Annotated in this window: 16 protein-coding genes; 10 read left to right on the forward strand and 6 right to left on the reverse strand. The window is 63.5% G+C overall.

What is annotated here, in order from left to right:
• Entirely contained in the window at nt 1–456 is a 456-nt protein-coding gene (locus J3E64_RS18550) for a PaaI family thioesterase (protein ID WP_253344550.1), read from the forward strand.
• Nucleotides 453–1,565 carry a cell division protein ZapE gene (zapE, locus tag J3E64_RS18555; RefSeq protein WP_253344553.1) on the forward strand — a complete coding sequence of 371 codons (1,113 nt, stop codon included), beginning with the start codon at nt 453–455 and terminating at the stop codon, nt 1,563–1,565. Before J3E64_RS18550 ends, zapE begins: the two co-directional genes overlap by 4 nt.
• A gap of 4 nt (nt 1,566–1,569) precedes the next feature.
• Here zapE and J3E64_RS18560 read toward each other — a convergent pair whose 3' ends face one another.
• Complete coding sequence (locus J3E64_RS18560) at nt 1,570–2,118, reverse strand: phosphatase PAP2 family protein (RefSeq protein WP_253344555.1); 549 nt, start codon at nt 2,116–2,118, stop codon at nt 1,570–1,572.
• Between the two features lie 381 nt (nt 2,119–2,499).
• Between J3E64_RS18560 and mdh the strand changes: the two genes are divergently transcribed.
• The 5 genes from mdh (at nt 2,500) to lpdA (ending at nt 10,013) form a co-directional block, all read left to right on the forward strand.
• The gene (gene mdh, locus J3E64_RS18565) at nt 2,500–3,462 is read left to right on the forward strand and encodes a malate dehydrogenase (protein ID WP_253344557.1); all 963 of its coding nucleotides are present in this window, start codon (nt 2,500–2,502) and stop codon (nt 3,460–3,462) included.
• A 104-nt stretch (nt 3,463–3,566) separates the two neighbouring features.
• Complete coding sequence (gene sucD / locus J3E64_RS18570; protein WP_253344559.1) at nt 3,567–4,451, forward strand: succinate--CoA ligase subunit alpha; 885 nt, start codon at nt 3,567–3,569, stop codon at nt 4,449–4,451.
• Nucleotides 4,452–4,544: 93 nt separating this feature from the next.
• Nucleotides 4,545–7,340, forward strand: coding sequence for a 2-oxoglutarate dehydrogenase E1 component (locus J3E64_RS18575; protein WP_253344561.1), 2,796 nt, complete (start codon nt 4,545–4,547; stop codon nt 7,338–7,340).
• An 8-nt stretch (nt 7,341–7,348) separates the two neighbouring features.
• On the forward strand, nt 7,349–8,587 hold the full coding sequence (gene odhB / locus J3E64_RS18580) for a 2-oxoglutarate dehydrogenase complex dihydrolipoyllysine-residue succinyltransferase (protein WP_253344562.1): 1,239 nt from the start codon (nt 7,349–7,351) through the stop codon (nt 8,585–8,587).
• Between the two features lie 25 nt (nt 8,588–8,612).
• Nucleotides 8,613–10,013, forward strand: a complete 1,401-nt coding sequence (lpdA, locus tag J3E64_RS18585) for a dihydrolipoyl dehydrogenase (protein WP_253344563.1) — start codon at nt 8,613–8,615, stop codon at nt 10,011–10,013.
• Between the two features lie 94 nt (nt 10,014–10,107).
• Here lpdA and J3E64_RS18590 read toward each other — a convergent pair whose 3' ends face one another.
• Nucleotides 10,108–10,578 (reverse strand): vgr related protein, encoded by a 471-nt coding sequence (locus tag J3E64_RS18590; RefSeq protein WP_253344564.1) that lies wholly within the window; start codon nt 10,576–10,578, stop codon nt 10,108–10,110.
• Between the two features lie 4 nt (nt 10,579–10,582).
• Nucleotides 10,583–11,059, reverse strand: coding sequence for a copper chaperone PCu(A)C (locus tag J3E64_RS18595; RefSeq protein WP_253344565.1), 477 nt, complete (start codon nt 11,057–11,059; stop codon nt 10,583–10,585).
• 172 nt (nt 11,060–11,231) lie between these two features.
• Between J3E64_RS18595 and dnaK the strand changes: the two genes are divergently transcribed.
• Both dnaK and dnaJ read left to right on the forward strand, forming a co-directional pair.
• Complete coding sequence (dnaK, locus tag J3E64_RS18600) at nt 11,232–13,130, forward strand: molecular chaperone DnaK (protein WP_253344566.1); 1,899 nt, start codon at nt 11,232–11,234, stop codon at nt 13,128–13,130.
• Between the two features lie 66 nt (nt 13,131–13,196).
• Nucleotides 13,197–14,333 (forward strand): molecular chaperone DnaJ, encoded by a 1,137-nt coding sequence (dnaJ, locus tag J3E64_RS18605; RefSeq protein ID WP_253344568.1) that lies wholly within the window; start codon nt 13,197–13,199, stop codon nt 14,331–14,333.
• 22 nt (nt 14,334–14,355) lie between these two features.
• Here the strand turns inward: dnaJ and J3E64_RS18610 are convergent, their stop codons facing one another.
• The 3 genes from J3E64_RS18610 to J3E64_RS18620 all read right to left on the reverse strand — a co-directional run bounded on the left by J3E64_RS18610 (nt 14,356) and on the right by J3E64_RS18620 (nt 18,735).
• Nucleotides 14,356–15,633 carry an amino acid permease gene (locus tag J3E64_RS18610; protein WP_253344570.1) on the reverse strand — a complete coding sequence of 426 codons (1,278 nt, stop codon included), beginning with the start codon at nt 15,631–15,633 and terminating at the stop codon, nt 14,356–14,358.
• Between the two features lie 102 nt (nt 15,634–15,735).
• Nucleotides 15,736–17,064 carry a glutamate--tRNA ligase gene (gene gltX / locus J3E64_RS18615; RefSeq protein ID WP_253344572.1) on the reverse strand — a complete coding sequence of 443 codons (1,329 nt, stop codon included), beginning with the start codon at nt 17,062–17,064 and terminating at the stop codon, nt 15,736–15,738.
• A gap of 9 nt (nt 17,065–17,073) precedes the next feature.
• Entirely contained in the window at nt 17,074–18,735 is a 1,662-nt protein-coding gene (locus J3E64_RS18620; RefSeq protein WP_253344573.1) for an NAD+ synthase, read from the reverse strand.
• A gap of 119 nt (nt 18,736–18,854) precedes the next feature.
• On the opposite strand from J3E64_RS18620, the gene J3E64_RS18625 reads away from it, so the two are divergent.
• On the forward strand, nt 18,855–19,790 hold the full coding sequence (locus J3E64_RS18625) for a ribose-phosphate pyrophosphokinase (protein ID WP_253344574.1): 936 nt from the start codon (nt 18,855–18,857) through the stop codon (nt 19,788–19,790).
• Nucleotides 19,791–19,802 lie beyond the last annotated feature (12 nt).

Below are 19,802 nucleotides of genomic sequence, written 5' to 3' on the forward strand. Positions count from 1 at the left end.
GTGGACGGCGAAACCGGATTCTTCACGCTCGTCACCGACGGGGCGTGGGCTGGATGGCAGGCGTGGAACGACCCGGCGGGTACGTTTCTGGACTTTCTGGGTGTCAGCTATGCGCGCGGAGACGGGCCGGGTCGTGCCATCGTCATGCTGGAAAGCCGGTCCGACCATGCTAACCGGATCGGCGGTTTGCATGGAGGCATGTTGGCAAGCTTCGCCGATCACGCACTTTTCGCGGGCTTGGCGGCCATGGGACGGCCCGAGCAGGCGTCGGCGGTCACGGTCGACCTGTCGATGCAATATTGCGGGGCGGGCCGGGTCGGGCCGGTATTGCAGGCCAATGTCGAATTGCTCCGCGAAACCGGCCGCTTGATGTTCCTGCGCCTGACGATCGTACAGGGCGACGAACTGGTGGCGGCAGCCGCCGCGACGGTGCGCAAGGTGACGCCGCGCCGATGACCGGCGTGCTGGCCCGTTATGAAGCGCTCGTGGCTGCCGGCGAACTGAAGGCCGATCCCGACCAGCGCGCCGGCGCAGAGCGGCTTGACCGGCTGCAAGGGGAATTGGAAGCCACCCCGGCGCGGGGATCTACCCTGTGGAAATTGCTGCGCAAGCCGCCCGAACCCCCGCGCGGACTATATATGTGGGGTGGCGTCGGCCGGGGCAAGTCCATGCTGATGGACCTGTTCTTCGACGCGGTGCATGTCCAGCGCAAGAAGCGCGCGCATTTTCATGAATTCATGCTCGACGTGCACACCCGTCTGGCCGAGGCGCGCAAATCGGAAACGGGCGATCCCATCCCGCCGGTGGTCGAATCGCTGGCGGAGGAAGCACGGTTGCTCTGTTTCGACGAGATGGTGGTGAACAATATGGCAGACGCGGCAATCATGTCGCGCCTGTTCACGGGACTGCTCGACAAGCGGGTGACGATCGTCACGACGTCCAATCGCGCGCCGGATGAATTGTACAAGGACGGCCTCAACCGACAGCTTTTCCTGCCCTTCATCGATCTGATCAAGGCCAAGCTGGATGTCATGTCGCTCAATGGGCCGACCGATTATCGGCGCGACCGTCTGGGCGACGCGCGCTTGTGGCATTGCCCAAATGGGTCCGAAGCGACCAGGGCCCTGTCCGAGGCGTTTTTCCGCCTGACCGATTATCCGGTTGAGGACCGGGCGAAAGTGCCCGCCGAGGAGATCGTCGTTCAGGGCGGCCGAACGATGCTGGTGCCCAAGAGTCTGAAGGGTGTCGCCGTATTCTCCTTCAAACGGCTTTGCGTCGAGGCGCGCGGCGCGCCCGATTATCTGGCTATCGCGCGGAAATATCATACGGTGATCATCGTCGGCATCCCGATATTAGGCCCGGAAAAGCGCAACGAGGCGGCGCGTTTCGTGACGCTCATCGACTCGCTTTACGAATATAAGGTCAAATTGCTGGCGTCGGCCGATGCCGAACCCGGACGCCTTTATCCTGAGGGCGACGGGGCCTTCGAGTTCGAACGCACCGTATCGCGCCTCCTGGAAATGCAATCGGACGAATATCTGGCGCTGGGCCACGGGCCAAAATAAAGCCTCAAAAGCGCGTAGCCAGCGCGATTCCGCCCCCATGGAGGTCCGCCCATGGGCTTAGACGCACCAGATCATCCTGCTTTCGGGTGATCAGAAGCCCCGATAATTCGCCGATAGCTGCACCGGCCAGCACGTCGTGCCAACGATGCCGGTGCGCCTGGACGCGGGCGGTGGCGACGAAGGCCGCGACGATATGGGCGGGCACGCCGACTTCCCAACCATGACGGTTGTACAGCGTCGCCGCCGCCGAAAATGCGATGGCGCTATGGGCAGACGGAAAGCCGCGGCGATCCGAATGGTCCGGGCGCCATTCCGGGAAGGCCTGCTTCGCCCCGTATGACAGGATAGCCGCTGCGCCAATGCTGGCTCCCGCCTGCACCAGGCCGCCATCATCCTCTTCCAGCAGGGGAAGGCCCAGCGCCATGCCGACCAGAGCGGCCTCGCCCACGGTGCTCGCCTTGTTCCATCCTCGGTCGCTCGCCTGTGCGCCGGTCGCATGGACGCACGCGAGCGCCCCGAGAACCGCGAACGCGGCCCGCTTTATCCACACCATGATTGTTCTTCCCCCACGGATGTCGCATCTACTGGGGCGGCGACGTCGCCAGCGGGGGCATGCCCCAGTCCGCTCCGGAAATTATTTCGAAGACCGATTGCGGATCCGATCCAAAAACGATGTCGGGTCGTCGCAACATTCTTGCGGAAAACAGGCCGGGCGCTTTCGCTTGGGCAGCGCCAGGCAGGATGCCTCTTAAGGGAAGGCTTGCCGGCCAAGGCAGGAGCCGACAAGCGAGAGGGGGTGAATGGGCTTTAACGCAATTGCGAATTAGTTGCAAAGATAATTTTCACTTCCCATCTTTGACAGGTTGAAACCCCTGTCCGAAGGGCGTAGGCGGGCGTGCAATTCCAGTAGTCACGACTTGGAGGATGATTGCATATGGCCCGTAAGAAGATCGCGCTGATCGGCGCTGGCAATATCGGCGGCACGCTTGCCCATCTGGCAGCGCAGAAGGAACTGGGCGATATCGTCCTGTTCGACATCGCCGAGGGTGTTCCGCAGGGCAAGGCGCTCGATCTTTCGCAGTGCGGTCCGGTTGAGGGCTTCGACGCATTCATCACCGGCACAAACGACTACAAGGATATCGAGGGCGCGGACGTCATCATCGTTACCGCCGGCGTGCCGCGCAAGCCGGGCATGAGCCGCGACGACCTGCTGGGCATCAATCTCAAGGTCATGAAGTCGGTCGGCGAGGGCATCAAGCAATATGCGCCCAACGCCTTCGTGATCTGCATCACCAACCCGCTGGACGCGATGGTATGGGCGCTGCGCGAATTTTCGGGCCTGCCGCACAACAAGGTCGTCGGCATGGCCGGCGTGCTCGATTCGGCGCGCTTCTCGACCTTCCTCGCCTGGGAGTTCGGCGTTTCGGTGCGTGACGTCACCAGCTTCGTGCTGGGCGGCCATGGCGACACCATGGTCCCGGTCGTCGAATATTCGACGGTGAAGGGCATCCCCGTCCCCGACCTCATCAAGATGGGCAAGTCGACGCAGGAGCGCATCGATGCGATCGTCAAGCGCACTGCCAACGGCGGCGGCGAAGTCGTGGCGCTGCTGAAGACCGGTTCGGCCTTCTATGCGCCGGCGGCGTCCGCCATTGCGATGGCCGAAAGCTATCTGCGCGACCAGAAGCGCGTCCTGCCCTGCGCCGCCTATCTGGACGGCCAGTATGGCGTTGACGGTCTCTATGTCGGCGTGCCGGTCAAGATCGGCAAGGACGGCGTCGAGGAAGTGATCGAGATCGAGTTGAAGGAAGAGGCGAAGGCCGGCCTCCAGGTGTCGATCGACGCAGTCAAGGAACTGCTGGTCGCCTGCAAGGGCATCGATTCCTCGCTCGCCTGAGCCTCCACAAGCTTGCACCTGTCCGTCCCAGGTAAGTGCGCAGCCTGGGACGGGCTGAATTTTCGACCCAAAGTGCCACGTCCACAGAATATGAAGGGACACATATGTCCATTCTGGTGAACAAGAACACCAAGGTCATCACCCAGGGTATGACCGGAGCCACCGGCACCTTCCACACCGAAACCGCGCTGGCCTATGGCACGCAGATGGTCGGTGGCGTCACTCCGGGCAAGGGCGGCACGACCCATATCGGCCTGCCCATGTTCGACACGGTCGCGGAAGCCAAGGCGAAGACCGGCGCCGATGCCTCGGTCATCTATGTGCCGCCGCCGTTCGCGGCCGATTCGATCATGGAAGCGATCGATGCGGAAATCCCTCTGATCGTCTGCATCACCGAAGGCATTCCGGTTCTGGACATGGTGAAGGTGAAGCGGTCGCTGTCGGGCAGCAAGTCGCGCCTGATCGGTCCGAACTGCCCCGGCTTGCTGACCCCTGGCGAATGCAAGATCGGCATCATGCCGGGCAACATCTTCTCCAAGGGCAGCGTGGGTGTCGTGTCGCGGTCGGGCACGCTGACATATGAAGCCGTGTTCCAGACCACCAATGCAGGCCTGGGCCAGACCACGGCCGTCGGCATCGGCGGTGATCCGGTGAACGGCACCAACTTCATCGACGTACTGGAACTGTTCCTGGCCGACGACGCGACCGAATCGATCATCATGATCGGTGAGATCGGCGGCGACGCGGAGGAACAGGCCGCGCAGTTCCTGATCGACGAGGCCAAGAAGGGCCGCAAGAAGCCGATGGCCGGCTTTATCGCGGGCCGCACGGCGCCTCCGGGCCGTCGCATGGGCCATGCCGGCGCGATCGTGTCGGGCGGCAAGGGCGACGCGGAAAGCAAGATCGCGGCGATGGAAGCGGCCGGCATCAAGGTCGCAGCCAGCCCGTCGGAACTCGGCACCACCCTGCTCGAGGTTCTGAAGGGCTAAAGGCAGGCAATGACCAGGGTGGCCGGGCTGCACCCCGGCCGCTTGGTTTCCCGCTTCCGCGACTGCACGCGGCTGGGAAGGAATGTGACGATCATGGGTTACGAGAACCAGGATTTCGAGATGGAGCGCGGGCCGAGCTGGGCGCGCGACAATTGGCCGTTGACGGATACCGACGACCTGACCGGTGCGCTGGACCCGACGCAGATGCAGGTGGCCGTCAAGGCCGCCGCCAAGTCGGCGGGCAAGGCCGTGTCCGAAGCGGACATCGCGCAGGCCGCAGAGGATGCCATCCGCGCGCAGATGCTGATCCGCACCTATCGCGTGCGCGGTCACCTGGCCGCCAATCTCGATCCGCTGGGCCTGACCCAACGCGATCTGCCGGCGGACCTGACGCCGGAATATCACGGTCTGACCGACCTCAGCAAAAAGGTGTTCCTGGGCGGCACGCTGGGGCTGCAATTCGCCACCGTCAGCGAGATCGTTGCCATTCTTCGCCAGAATTACTGCGGTAGTGTCGGCCTGGAATATATGCACATCTCCGATGTCGAGGAGCGGCGGTTCCTTCAGGAGCGGATGGAAGGCAAGGACAAGGAAATCCACTTCACGCCCGAGGGCAAGAAGGCGATCCTGGCCAAGGTCATCCAGGCCGAGCAATATGAGAAGTTCCTGGGCCGCAAATATGTCGGCACCAAGCGCTTTGGCCTCGACGGCGGCGAAGCCATGATCCCGGCGCTGGAAGCTGTGATCAAATATGGCGGCGCGACCGGCGTGCGCGAGATCGTGTTCGGCATGGCCCATCGCGGCCGGCTTAACGTGCTGGCCAATGTCATGGCCAAGGGCTTTCGCGTCATCTTCCACGAATTTTCGGGCGGCACCGCCAATCCCGAGGACGTGGGTGGTTCCGGCGACGTCAAATATCATCTCGGCACGTCGACCGATCGCGAATTCGACGGCATCAAGGTCCATATGTCGCTGGTCCCCAACCCGTCGCACCTTGAAACCGTCGATCCGGTCGTGCTCGGCAAGGTGCGCGCGCAGCAGACATTCCGCGACGACCTTGCCAAGCATGAGCAGGTGCTGCCGGTTCTGATCCATGGCGACGCCGCCTTTGCGGGTCAGGGCATCGTCTGGGAATGCTTCGGTTTTTCCGGGGTGCCCGGATATAATACCGGCGGCTGCGTCCACTTCATCGTGAACAACCAGATCGGCTTCACCACCAGCCCGCAATTCTCGCGCGGCTCGCCCTATCCCAGCGACGTGGCGAAGGGTGTCCAGGCGCCGATCCTGCACGTCAATGGCGACGATCCCGAAGCCGTCACCTTTGCCTGCAAGCTGGCGATGGAATATCGCGCGGCGTTCCACCGCGACATCGTGATCGACATGTGGTGCTACCGTCGCTTCGGCCATAATGAAGGCGACGAACCGTCCTTCACCCAGCCGCAGATGTACGCGAAAATCCGACAGCACCCCCCGGTGAGCGACGTCTATTCCGCGCGTTTGAAGGCTGAAGGCCTGGTAGACGACGATTTCGTGGCCAAGGCGACCGGCGATTTCGTCAATCATCTGGAGGACGAGTTCGAGGCGGCCAAGAGCTACAAGGCCAACAAGGCGGACTGGTTTGCCGGGCGCTGGTCGGGCCTGCACAAGCCCGCCGATGCAGAAACCACGCGCCAGACGGTGGAAAGCGGCATCAGCCCGAAGCTGTTCGACAGCCTGGGCCGGACGCTGACGACCATTCCCGAAGGACATCAAGTCCACAAGACGCTCAAGCGCGTCCTTGATGCCAAGACGGAGATGTTCAGGTCCGGCGCGAATTTCGACTGGGCGACGGGTGAGGCGCTGGCATTCGGCTCCCTGCTGTCGGAGGGATATGGCGTTCGCCTGTCGGGTCAGGATTCGGGGCGCGGAACCTTCAGCCAGCGGCACGCCGTCTGGGTCGACCAGAATAGCGAAGAAAAATATATTCCTCTCTCGACCGTGCCCCATGGCCGGTTCGAGGTGTTGGACAGCCCGCTGTCGGAATATGGCGTGCTGGGCTTCGAATATGGCTATGCGCTGGCGGACCCGAAATGCCTGGTGATGTGGGAGGCCCAGTTCGGTGATTTCGCCAACGGCGCCCAGATCATTTTCGACCAGTATATCGCATCGTCGGAAAGCAAGTGGTTGCGCGCCAACGGCCTCGTCTGCCTGCTGCCGCACGGCTATGAAGGGCAGGGTCCCGAACATAGTTCGGCGCGTCTGGAGCGCTTTCTCCAGCTGTGCGCCGAAGGCAATATCCAGGTCGCCAACTGCACTACGCCGGCCAACTATTTCCATATCCTGCGCCGCCAGATGCTTCGGGCCTTCCGCAAGCCGCTGATCATGATGACGCCCAAGTCGCTCCTGCGCCACAAGCTGGCCGTCAGCAAGACAGAGGATTTCCTGGGCGAAGCCCACTTCATGCGCATCCTGTCGGACATAAACCCGGCGCCGGACGCGGAAACGAAGCGGCTTGTCCTGTGTTCGGGCAAGGTCGCCTACGACCTGATCGAAGCGCGCAATGCGGCAGGGGACAAGAATACCCAGATCGTCCGCATCGAGCAGCTCTATCCGTTCCCGACCGAGGCGCTGGCCATACGCATCAAGCGCATGACGGCGTTGGAGGAGGTGATCTGGTGTCAGGAAGAACCCCGCAACAATGGCGGATGGTTCTTTGTGGAGCCGTTTATCGAGGAAGCGCTGGCCCAGGCCGGCAAGGCACCGATGCGCGCCCGCTATGCCGGTCGCAAGGCATCCGCCTCGCCCGCAACCGGCCTGGCATCGCGTCACGTGTCCGAACAGGGTGCGCTTGTCGCCGATGCGCTGGGGCACAGCGTCCGCACTGAAATCCGTCGCCAGAAGAAAGGCTGAGACAGCTCATGGCCACCGAAGTCAAAGTCCCCACGCTGGGCGAATCCGTTACCGAAGCGACCGTGGGCCAGTGGCTCAAGAAGCCGGGCGAAGCCGTCGCGCTGGATGAGCCCATCGTCAGCCTGGAAACCGACAAGGTCGCGGTGGACGTACCCGCGCCGGCCGCCGGCACGATGGGCGACATTGTCGCGAAGGAAGGCGATACGGTCGAAGTTGGAGCCCTGCTGGCCTATGTGAACGAAGGCGGAGCCGCTGCGGCTGCTCCTGCCACCGCGCCCGCCAAGGCGGAAGCCGCTGCCCCGGCGCCTGCCGCTTCGGCGCCCGCCGCTTCGGACGATGAAGAGGGCGGCAACCTGACCCTGTCGCCTGCCGTGCGCCGTCTCGTGCTGGAGCATGGTCTCGACCCGAGCAAGATCAAGGGTAGCGGCAAGGACGGTCGCCTGACCAAGGATGATGTCATGGCTGCCGTCGCCGCCGGCACCGCCAGGGCGATCGCGTCTGCTTCGGCCGCGGCACCCGCGGCCGCTGCGCCCGCCGCCGGACCGGGTCGCGCGCAGGAGCGGGTCAAGATGACCCGTTTGCGCCAGACGGTTGCCAAGCGGCTGAAGGAGGCGCAGAACACGGCCGCGCTGCTTACGACCTTCAACGACGTCGACATGACCAACGTCATCGAGGCGCGCGCCAAGTATAAGGATCTGTTCGAGAAGAAGCATGGCGTCCGCCTGGGCTTCATGGGCTTTTTCACCAAGGCCGTGTGCATGGCGCTCAAGGATATACCGGGTGTCAATGCGCAGATCGAGGGCGACGAGATCGTCTATAACGATTTCGCCGATATTTCCGTCGCCGTGTCCGCGCCGAGCGGACTGGTCGTTCCCGTCATCCGCAACGCCGAAAGCATGAGCGTCGCGCAGATTGAAAAGACGATTGGCGATTTCGGCAAGAAGGCGAAAGACGGCAAGCTGACCATGGAAGACATGAAGGGCGGCACCTTCACGATCTCCAATGGCGGCGTGTTCGGATCGTTGATGTCGACTCCGATCATCAATCCGCCGCAGTCGGCGGTGCTGGGCCTTCACCGTATCGAGGACCGTCCCGTCGTCCGTAACGGTCAGGTTGTCGTCCGGCCGATGATGTATCTTGCGCTCAGCTACGATCACCGCCTGATCGACGGGCGCGAGGCGGTCACCTTCCTGGTCGCGGTGAAGAATGCGATTGAGGATCCGACCCGCCTTCTCATCGACCTGTAAGTTCCAGAGCCAGAGGACCAGAACCATGGCCGACTTTGATTATGACGTCCTTGTCATCGGCGCCGGACCGGGCGGCTATGTCGCCGCGATCCGCGCGGCGCAGCTGGGGATCAAGACAGCCTGCGCCGAAAGCCGCGAGACGCTGGGCGGCACCTGCCTCAATGTGGGCTGCATACCGTCCAAGGCGCTGCTCCACGCGTCCGAGCTCTACGACGAAGCCGCGAATGGCGCGCTGGCCAAGCTGGGCGTCAAGATCGACAAGATGAGCCTGGACCTGCCCACCATGCAGGGCCAGCGCATTGATGCGGTGAAGGGTCTGACCGGCGGTATCGAGTTTCTGTTCAAGAAGAACAAGGTCACCTGGCTGAAGGGGCTGGCGAGCTTCACAGGCGCGAACACGGTCGACGTGAATGGCGAGAAGGTGACGGCGAAGAACATCGTCATTGCGACGGGATCGTCGGTCACGCCGCTTCCGGGCGTGCAGGTCGACAATGCGGGCGGCAGGATCGTCGATTCGACCGGCGCGCTCGAACTGGACAAGGTGCCGGGCCATCTGGTCGTCGTCGGCGGCGGCGTCATTGGTCTGGAACTGGGGTCGGTGTGGCGCCGCGTCGGCGCCAAGGTCACGGTGGTCGAATTTCTTGACCAGATCCTGCCCGGCATGGACGGCGAAGTCCGCAAGGAAGCGAACAAGATTTTCAAGAAGCAGGGCTTCGAATATAAGCTCGGCACCAAGGTTACGGGCGCAGAGGTGGGCAAGAAGGGCGTCACCCTGACGGTCGAACCCGCCGCCGGTGGCGCAGCCGAGAAGATCGAGGCCGACGTCGTGCTGGTGTCGATCGGCCGCCGTCCCAACACTGAAGGTCTGGGCCTCGACAAGATCGGGCTGGAACTCAACGCGCGCGGCCAGATCGAAACCGATCATGATTTCGCGACCAAGGTTCCGGGCGTATGGGCCATTGGCGATGTCATTCCCGGCCCGATGCTGGCGCACAAGGCTGAGGATGAAGGCATTGCCGTGGCCGAGAATATCGCTGGCCTGACCGGCATCGTGAACCATGCGGTCATCCCGTCGGTTGTCTACACCAAGCCGGAAATCGCGGGCGTGGGCCTCACTGAGGAAGCCGCCAAGGAAAAGGGCGCGATCAAGGTCGGCAAATTCCCGATGATGGCGAACAGCCGCGCCAAGACCAATCATGAACCGGAAGGTTTCGTAAAGATCATCGCCGATGCCGAGACCGACAAGGTTCTGGGCGTGTGGATCATCGCCACCGTTGCCGGCACGATGATTGCGCAGGCGGCGCAGGCGATGGAATTCGGCGCGTCGAGCGAGGACATCGCCTATACCTGTCACGCCCATCCGACGCACAGCGAGGCGATCAAGGAGGCGGCGATGGCCGTCACGGGCAAGCCGATCCACATGTAATCGCCGCCCGCGCGAATGCAGAAAGGAAAAGGCCTCCGTTATGCGGAGGCCTTTTCCTTTTCAGGGATGGCTGGATGAAAGGCCCGCCCTTTGCTCAGCCGGGCATGCGGGGAAAGGGCAGGAGGGCATCGTAGGTGGCGCGGTCCGGCTTGCCTTCAACCCTTCGACCGTGGCGCAACAGGAAGGCGTGCTTCACGATCTCGGCCTGTTGTTCGATGCCGTAGCGATCAAACGGCTTGCCAGGTTCGATCGCATAGCCATAGCGGCAGAAAGGATGGCGCATCAGTGGCAGATACCATCGACCGCGTGTCTGGGCCTGCCAGACATGGGTCATTTCGTGGACGAAAAGGCCCTGGTGAGCGAGTGTGCTGCGGCAGAAATCGGCACAAAAGAGGTTGCCGCCCGGATGAAACCAGAGATGGCCGTCGGGCGCCATGGCAACGTGCCTGGGCTGTAGCGGCCACCAGCTGCGATTATGCACGCGCACGCGATCATAGGCGATCGCGCTGCCGAACATGGTGCGCGCCAGTGCGATCTCGTCGGGGGTAAGCGGGCGGCCGGTCACCCGTTCAGTGACCGCTATGGTTGCCCATGTCCATGGCAGCGGGTGCGCCGGCCGCTTCGGGCTTGCGGATCACGGCATCGACCAGCAGCCGGTCGCCATTGGAAAGCAAAAATGTCAGCTGCATCTTGCCCCGGCCGATCGCGGTGTCGTTGACGCCCCAGATCATGAGATGCTTTCCGCCCGGCGCGAAGGCGACCGTGCCCTTGGCCGGGATGTCGACGCTGCTCAGCGGCTTCATCGTCATCATGCCATTTTGCTCGACGCTTTCATGCATCTCGACCTTGAGCGCATAATCGGTGAGCACGCCCCGCAACTGCGTGTCCGCATCGCCGCCATGCGCGACGAAATAGCCCGCCGATGGCGTATCCTTGCCCGGGGACAGGCGCACCCAGGCCTGGTCTATATAAGTCGGCGCCGGATCGCCGCAGGCGCTCAGGGCCAGCGGCGCCATCAGGGCGATAAGGGCAAGGGGGCCGCGCATCCGTCACTCCATGACTGTCTCGTTTCAGGTCTGTGGCATAGGTAATCGCCGCAGCGCCTTGTGCCAAGGAAAAGCGCGCCTATATCCGCCATGCAAACTGGCCTTGCCTTGGCGCTTTCGTGAGGTATGGGGCCTTCAACCGCTGAATATTTTGGGGTTAAAAGAGGAAGAGATGGCAAAAGTTATCGGGATCGATCTGGGTACAACCAACAGCTGCGTTGCCGTGATGGATGGCGGCAAGCCCAAGGTCATCGAAAATGCCGAAGGGGCGCGGACCACGCCCTCGATCGTCGCCTTCGCCAAGGATGGCGAGCGCTTGATCGGTCAGCCGGCCAAGCGCCAGGCGGTCACCAATCCGGACAACACCATCTTTGCGGTCAAGCGCCTGATCGGCCGCCGTTTCGACGACCCGACGACGAAGAAGGACATGGAACTCGTCCCCTACTCGATCGTGAAGGGCGGCAATGGCGACGCATGGGTCAACGCAGGCGGCAAGGATTACAGCCCGTCGCAGATTTCGGCCTTCACCCTTCAAAAGATGAAGGAAACCGCCGAGAGCTATCTGGGCGAAACCGTGACGCAGGCGGTCATTACCGTTCCGGCCTATTTCAACGACGCCCAGCGCCAGGCGACCAAGGACGCCGGCCAGATCGCGGGTCTCGAAGTGCTGCGCATCATCAACGAGCCGACCGCGGCTGCGCTCGCCTATGGCCTTGAGAAGCAGGACGGCAAGACGATCGCGGTCTACGACCTTGGCGGTGGCACCTTCGACATCTCGATCCTGGAGATCGGCGACGGCGTGTTCGAGGTGAAATCGACCAACGGCGACACTTTCCTGGGCGGCGAGGATTTCGACGCGAAGGTCGTGCAGTATCTGGCCGACGGTTTCCAGAAGGACGAGGGCATCGACCTCACCAAGGACAAGCTGGCGCTCCAGCGGCTCAAGGAAGCGGCTGAAAAGGCGAAGATCGAATTGTCGTCGGCGCAGTCGACCGAGGTCAACCTGCCCTTCATCACCGCTGACCAGAATGGTCCCAAGCATCTGGTCAAGACCGTGACCCGCGCCGATCTGGAGCGTCTGGTGGCCGACCTGATCAAGCGGACCATGGAGCCTTGCAAGAAGGCGATGGCCGATGCGGGCGTGACCGCCAGCGAAATCAGCGAAGTCGTCCTGGTCGGCGGCATGACCCGCATGCCCAAGGTCCGCGAAGCCGTGAAGGAATTTTTCGGCAAGGAACCGCACACCGGCGTCAACCCGGACGAAGTCGTCGCCATGGGCGCGGCTATCCAGGCCGGCGTGCTTCAGGGCGACGTCAAGGATGTGCTGCTGCTCGACGTGACCCCCCTGAGCCTCGGCATCGAGACGCTTGGCGGCGTGTTCACCCGCATGATCGACCGCAACACCACCATCCCCGCCAAGAAGTCGCAGGTCTATTCGACCGCCGACGATAATCAGCAGGCGGTGACGATCCGCGTGTTCCAGGGCGAACGTGAAATGGCGGCGGACAACAAGCTGCTGGGCCAGTTCGACCTGGTCGGCATTCCGCCCGCGCCGCGTGGCGTGCCGCAGATCGAGGTGACGTTCGATATCGACGCGAACGGTCTGGTCAACGTGTCCGCCAAGGACAAGGGCACCGGCAAGGAACAGCAGATCCGCATCCAGGCATCGGGTGGCCTGTCGGACGCCGACATCGACCAGATGGTCAAGGATGCCGAGCGTTTCGCCGAAGAGGACAAGAAGCGCCGTGAGGCGGCCGAGGCGAAAAACAACGCCGAAAGCCTGATCCACACGACCGAGCAGCAGATCGCGGAACATGGCGACAAGGTCGACGCGGGCCTCAAGTCGGAGATCGAGATCGCCGTTGCAGCCGCCAAGTCAGCGGTCGAAAGCGACGATCCGGAAGCCATGAAGACCAAGGCGCAGGAACTCGCGCAGGTCGCCATGAAGCTGGGTCAGGCGATCTACGAAAAGGAACAGGCGGATGCCGCCTCGCCGTCGGCCGACGCGCCGAAGGCGGACGATGACGTCGTCGACGCCGAATTTTCGGAAGTGGACGATAACAAGGCGTAAACTGATGAGCACTCACCGTCATTCGGACATTGCGCTGAATGACGGTGGATTGCCGTCGGGGGCGATATGACGACCGAAATAGACTATTATTCTCTGCTCGAGATCGAGCGCACGGCCGATGGCGGGGCGATCAAGAGCGCCTATCGCAAGCTGGCGATGAAATATCATCCGGATCGGACCGGGGGGTGCACGGACAGCGAGGCGAAGTTCAAGGCCGTGTCCGAAGCCTATGAATGCCTGAAGGATCCGCAGAAGCGCGCAGCTTACGACCGCTTCGGGCACGCGGCATACACGCAGCAGCAACAAGGCGGTGGCGGCGGCGGATTCCGGGGACAGGCGGGCGGCTTTTCCGACCTCGGCGATATTTTCGAGACTATCTTTGGCCAGGCCGGTTTCGGCGGCGCGGGCGGGCGCCAGCAGCAAAGGCGCGGCGCGGACCTGCGCTACGACATGGAAATCAGCCTCGATGATGCCTATCACGGCAAGAATACCGAGATACAGATCGAGGTGTCGGCCGCTTGCGATACGTGCGACGGATCGGGTGCGCAGCCCGGCACTGGCGTCAAGACATGTGGTACGTGCGGCGGCCATGGGCAGGTGCGCGCGCAGCAGGGCTTTTTCGTGGTCGAACGTACCTGTCCGTCCTGCCATGGCGCGGGACAGGTGATCGAAAGCCCGTGCCGTTCCTGTCGTGGCGAAGGGCGCGTGGACCGGCCCAAGACGCTGACCGTCAACATTCCCGCAGGCGTTGATGAAGGCACGCGCATCCGTCTGTCGGGTGAGGGCGAAGCCGGAGCACGCGGCGCGCCTCCGGGTGATCTGTATATCTTCCTGCATGTGAAGCGGCATGCGCTGTTCGAACGCGAGGGCACGACCCTGTTTTGCCGCGCGCCGATCAGCTTCACCACTGCTGCACTCGGCGGCGTGATCGAGGTGCCCGGACTTGACGGCAGCCGTCACCAGATCAGCATTCCGGTCGGCATCCAGTCCGGCAAGCAAATACGCCAGCGCGGTGCCGGGATGCCGGTGCTGAACGGCCGGGGGCAGGGCGATCTGGTGATCCAGGTCGATGTCGAGACACCCACCAAGCTGTCGGCAAAACAGAAGGAATTGCTGGAAGCTTTCCGCGAGACCGAGACCGGCGAGGAATGCCCGCAATCTACCGGCTTCTTCTCTAAGCTCAAGGAATTGTGGGGGGATTGATACCCGCCACCATCGACCGGCCTTATCGATTTTGCCGTTCCCGTCGCGCCCACCAGTAGACCGGAAGCCCGGCGGCCATCAGCAGGATGCTCGATCCGCAGGCCGTGATGCCCGCGCCCCATAGGGTCCAGAGCGCATAGCCAAGGCCGATGACCGCCGCCGGGACGACGATGCGCAGCCGAATCCCGGCCAGCGCGCAGCCGACATACAGCCACAGCGTCGCCGATGTCGCGAGCAATGCCATGGCGGTGAACAGGGCCACCAGTCCCTGCAGGCTGTTGGCGATAAGCATCAGGCTGGCGATCAGGCTGGAGAGAATAAGGGCGCGGGCCGGCGTCCCCTTTGCCGTGGTTCCGGCCAGCCAGCGCGGCAATTCCCCCGCCCGCGCCATCGCCAGCGGCACCTCGCCCATCAGCAGCGTCCAGCCGTTGAGTGCGCCCAGGCAACTAACCACCACGAACAGAGCGACGTAGCGCGCCGGGCCGGTTGCCCAGTAATGGCTGACGAACGCGCCGAATGGCGAGCCGGTCTGGGTTTCCGCCGCCGGCAGGGTCAGCGCGATGCCCGAACAGACGACAAGGTAGATCAGCCCGGTGGCTGCGGTGCCGATCAGCGTCGCGCGCGGAATGGTGCGGGCGGGATCGTCCACCTTGTCGGCCGCGACACTGGCCGATTCGAAGCCGAGCAGCGCCCACAGCGTGAGCGCCGCCGAGGCGGTGATGCCTGAGCCGGTCAGTCCCTGCGCCGGAAACGGCGCGATCTCGGCCCGGCCGGTGCCGAGTATGAGCGCCAAAAGCATCAGCACGACGACGATCGGGACCAGCTTGACGATCGTCGTGCCAATCTGCGTCATCCCCGCCGCCCGGGCGCCGATAAGGTTGATGGCGGTGGTCATCCACAGGAAAAGCATGGAACAGAGCGCGCCGGCGCCCGGACGGGCCAGCACCGGCAGGATGCTCGACAAATTGGCGGTGGCTGCGACGGCGATGGTGACGTTGGTGATGACGATCGACAGCCAATAGATCCAGCCGATCGCGAAGCCTGCCAGCGGCCCCCAGGCGCGGGCGATCATTTGCGACGCGCTGGCGTCGGGCATGGCGACGGTCAAGCGCGCGATGACGAAGGCCAGTACGAGCGACCCGGCGATGGTGAACACCCATCCAGCGACCGCATCCCAGCCGAAGGGAGCGAGTGATGCGGGCAGCAGGAACACGCCCGACCCGATCATGTTGCCCATGACCAGCGCGATGCAGGCGGCTAGGCCCAGCGTGCGGTTCGAGCTGTGCTGAACGGAGGTCATGACGGCTCCCGCGTGGGTAAAAGGCCAGCCTAGACGGCCCTCCGCGCCATGCCTAGCCGGAAGATGATGCGCTGACGAAGCCGGAGCGCCAGTATATTCCTGTCAGGCGGACAGGCGCGCAATGGCCCGGTCGCGCCCGATCAGCGGCAATAGCTGTGCCATGTCCGGGCCATGATCCATGCCGGTCAGCGCACGGCGGAGCGGCAGGAACAGTCCCTTGCCCTTGCGCCCGGTCTCTTGCTTGAGCGCGTCGGTGAGCGTGCGCCAGATGCCTGCGTCGAATGTCGCGTGCGAAAGGATGCGGTGCGCGCTTGCAATGAAGTCGCGATCATCCTCCGCCGGTTCCGGCGCATCGAACGGGCCGGTAACGATCCGCCACCAGTCCGCCGCGCCCGCCACCGTTTCCAGATTGGGGCGGATGGCATCCCACGCAGCTTCGTCCATGGTTTGGGGCAAACGCTCCGCCACGGCATCATAGGGCAGCATGTGAACGATTTTCTGGTTGAGGCCCGCAAGCTCGCCCTCGTCGAAGCGGGCGGGTGCGCGGCCGAAATGGGCGAAATCGAAACTGTCGATCAACGGCGCCATGCCGGCGAAGGGCTCGATCGGCTGCGAGGAACCCAGTCGCGCCAGCAACGACGCGATCGCCATGGGCTCCAGACCGATCTCGCGGAAATGAGCGACGCCGAGCGAGCCGAGGCGCTTGGATAGCTTGCCCTCGTTGCCCGTCAGCAGCGCTTCGTGCGCGAAGGCAGGGAGCGATGCGCCGAGCGCGGTGAACATCTGGATCTGGGTCGCGGTGTTGGACACATGATCCTCGCCGCGCAAAACATGAGTAACGCCCATGTCGACATCGTCGATGACCGAGGGGAGCATGTAGAGCCAGGAACCGTCGGCGCGGCGGATCACTGGGTCGGACAGCAAATGCGGGTCGAAACGCTGTTCGCCCCGGATCAGGTCTGTCCACTCGATCGGTTGGTCGTGGTCCAGCCGGAAACGCCAGTGCGGGGTGCGGCCTTCCGCTTCATGGGCGGCGATCTGGTCCGGAGTCAGCGAGAGAGCAGCGCGGTCATAGACCGGGGGCAGGCCGCGCCCGAGCAGCACCTTGCGGCGCAATTCCAGCTCTTGCTGCGTTTCATAGGCCGGATAGACATGCCCCGACGCCCTGAGCGCCTGGAACCGTTCCTCATAAAGGGCGAAGCGGTCTGACTGCCTTTCCTCTCCATCCCAATGCAGGCCCAGCCAGGCCAGGTCGGCCCGGATCGCGTCCGCATATTCGGGGCGCGAGCGCTCTATGTCGGTATCGTCGAGTCGCAGCAGGAAGCTGCCTCCGCTCTTGCGCGCCCAAAGCCAGTTGTGGAGCGCGGCGCGGATATTGCCGACATGAAGGTGGCCGGTCGGCGACGGCGCGAAGCGGGTGATGACGGTCATGGCTGGCGCCTACAAGGTGCGAAAGGCGTTTGTGATCGGATAGCGGCGGTCTCGGCCAAAATTGCGGATGCCGATCTTGACGCCCGGTGGCGACTGACGGCGCTTATATTCGGCGATGTAGAGCAGACGTTCGATCCGGGCGACCACATCTTTTTCGAAGCCGCGTTCGACAAGTTGCTCGACCGACAATTCCTCCTCGACCAGGCCGTAGAGTATTGGGTCCAGCACTTCATAGGGCGGCAGGCTGTCGTCGTCGCGCTGATTGTCGCGCAGTTCGGCGCTGGGCGGCTTGGTGATGACGCGTTCGGGCATGACGGGGCCGGCAGGGCCGATGCCTGCGCCCAGGGAAGGCATATTCCCGTTCCGCCAGCGGCAAAGGTCGAACACGGTAGTCTTGTACGCGTCCTTCAAAACCGAATAGCCGCCTGCCATGTCGCCATAGATGGTGGCGTATCCGACCGACATCTCGCTCTTGTTGCCGGTCGTCAGCAGCATGTGCCCGAACTTGTTGGACAGACCCATCAAGGTAACGCCGCGGATGCGCGACTGGATATTCTCCTCAGTCAGGTCGCGGGCACGCCCTGCGAACACCGGGCCGAGCATGGTATCGAAGGCACCGACCGCCGGCTCGATGGGAATGGTGTCGTACCGCACGCCCAGCAGCCTGGCGCATTCGACCGCATCGTCCAGGCTTTCCTGGCTGGTGAAACGGGAGGGCATCATCACGCACCAGACGCGCTCCGGCCCCAGCGCATCGACCGCGACAGCGGCCGACAGCGCCGAATCGATGCCGCCCGACAGGCCGAGGACGACGCCCGGGAAGCGATTGCGGTTCACATAGTCGCGCAGACCCAGCACCATGGCATTGTAGATGTCGGCCGGCCGTTCATCCAGCATATGCCGATCGCCCGGGACGCAGGTCCACCGGCCTTCGCGCCTTTCCCAATGGGTGAGAGTCAGAGCCTCCTCCCAGTCAGGCATCTGGTGGGCGATCGACAGGTCGCCGTTCATCACGAAAGATGCGCCGTCGAACACCAGTTCGTCCTGACCGCCGACCCGGTTGAGATAGACGAGCGGCAGGCCGGTTTCGCGCACACGCGTCCCGGCGACGCCGTTCAGGCGGCGGTCGTCCTTGTCGACCTCATAGGGACTGCCATTGGGGCTTATCAGAATGTCAGCTCCTTCCGCCTTCAGATGCGCGGTGACGAAGGGGAACCAGATATCCTCGCAGATCGGGACACCGATCCTGATGCCGCGGAAGTCGATGGGCGCGGGGAGCGGGCCGGGCGCGAACAGGCGCTTTTCATCGAACGTGCCGTAATTGGGGAGCTCCCGCTTCTGCCGGATGGCCGTCACGGCGCCGTTTTCCAGCAGCGCGACGACGTTGAACAGCACGCCCTGCGATGCGACGACGGAACCGACCAGCATGGCCGGCCCGCCATCGGCCGTCGCCTGGGCCAGCCGGTCAAGCTCGTGATTCGCGCGATCGACGAGGGCGGGTTTCAGCACCAGATCCTCGGGCGGATAACCGATCAGCTGCAATTCGGGATAGACGATCAGGTCGGCCGTCCGGGCGCGGTCGCGCCATTCCAGCATCGCGTCGGCATTGGCCACGAGGTCGCCCACGCTCTGCGTCATCTGGGCCAGCGCGATCACAAGTTTGTCGGTCATGTGCCGCGCCCTAATCGATTTTGATGGCGGGCGCAAAAGCGCCTTTCCACATGGGACCAGCGCGGCTAAAGGGGCCGCGTCTCGCGCATCGTCATCAATTCGTCACGGGGGTTTTGGCCATGAAGCTCATGACCGGCAATTCCAATAAGCCGCTCGCGGCCGCTATCGCCGATTATATCGAAATTCCCCTGACCGACGCCAGCGTCCGCCGCTTCGCCGATGAGGAGGTTTTCGTGGAAATCCACGAAAATGTCCGGGGCGAGGATGTGTTCGTCATCCAGTCGACGGCCTATCCGACCAACGACAATCTGATGGAATTGCTGATCATGATCGATGCGCTGAAACGCGCGTCGGCCAAGCGCATCACGGCTGTCGTCCCCTATTTCGGCTATGCCCGGCAGGATCGCAAGCCCGGGCCGCGCACGCCGATCAGCGCGAAGCTGGTGGCGAACCTGATCACGACTGCGGGTGCCGACCGCGTCCTGTCGGTCGACCTGCATGCAGGCCAGATTCAGGGCTTTTTCGACATCCCGACCGACAATCTGTTCGGCGCGCCGGTGATGAGCGCGGACATTCAGGCGCGCTTTGGCGACCGGAACATCATGGTGGTGTCGCCCGACGTCGGCGGCGTGGTGCGCGCGCGCGCGCTCGCCAAGCGGCTAGACAATGCGCCGCTGGCTATCGTCGACAAGCGTCGCGAGCGGGCCGGCGAATCGGAAGTCATGAACATCATCGGTGACGTGTCCGGCCGCTTCTGCATCCTGATCGACGACATCGTCGATTCGGCCGGAACGCTGTGCAATGCCGCGGGCGCGCTGAAGGCTGCGGGCGCCGAGGAAGTCGTCGCCTATGTCAGCCATGGCGTGTTGTCCGGTGGCGCGGTGGCGCGTGTCGACGCATCGGACCTGCTCGAACTGGTCATCACCGACTCGATCCAGGGGACGGACGCGGTCAACAGCGCGAAGAATATCCGCCACCTGCCCATCGCGCCGCTGCTGGGCGAGGCGATCAAGCGCATCGCCGACGAAAGCTCCGTGTCCAGCCTGTTCGACTGAGTGTCAGGGCAC

The organism is Sphingobium sp. OAS761 (assembly GCF_024168485.1).
Lineage (GTDB): Bacteria > Pseudomonadota > Alphaproteobacteria > Sphingomonadales > Sphingomonadaceae > Sphingobium.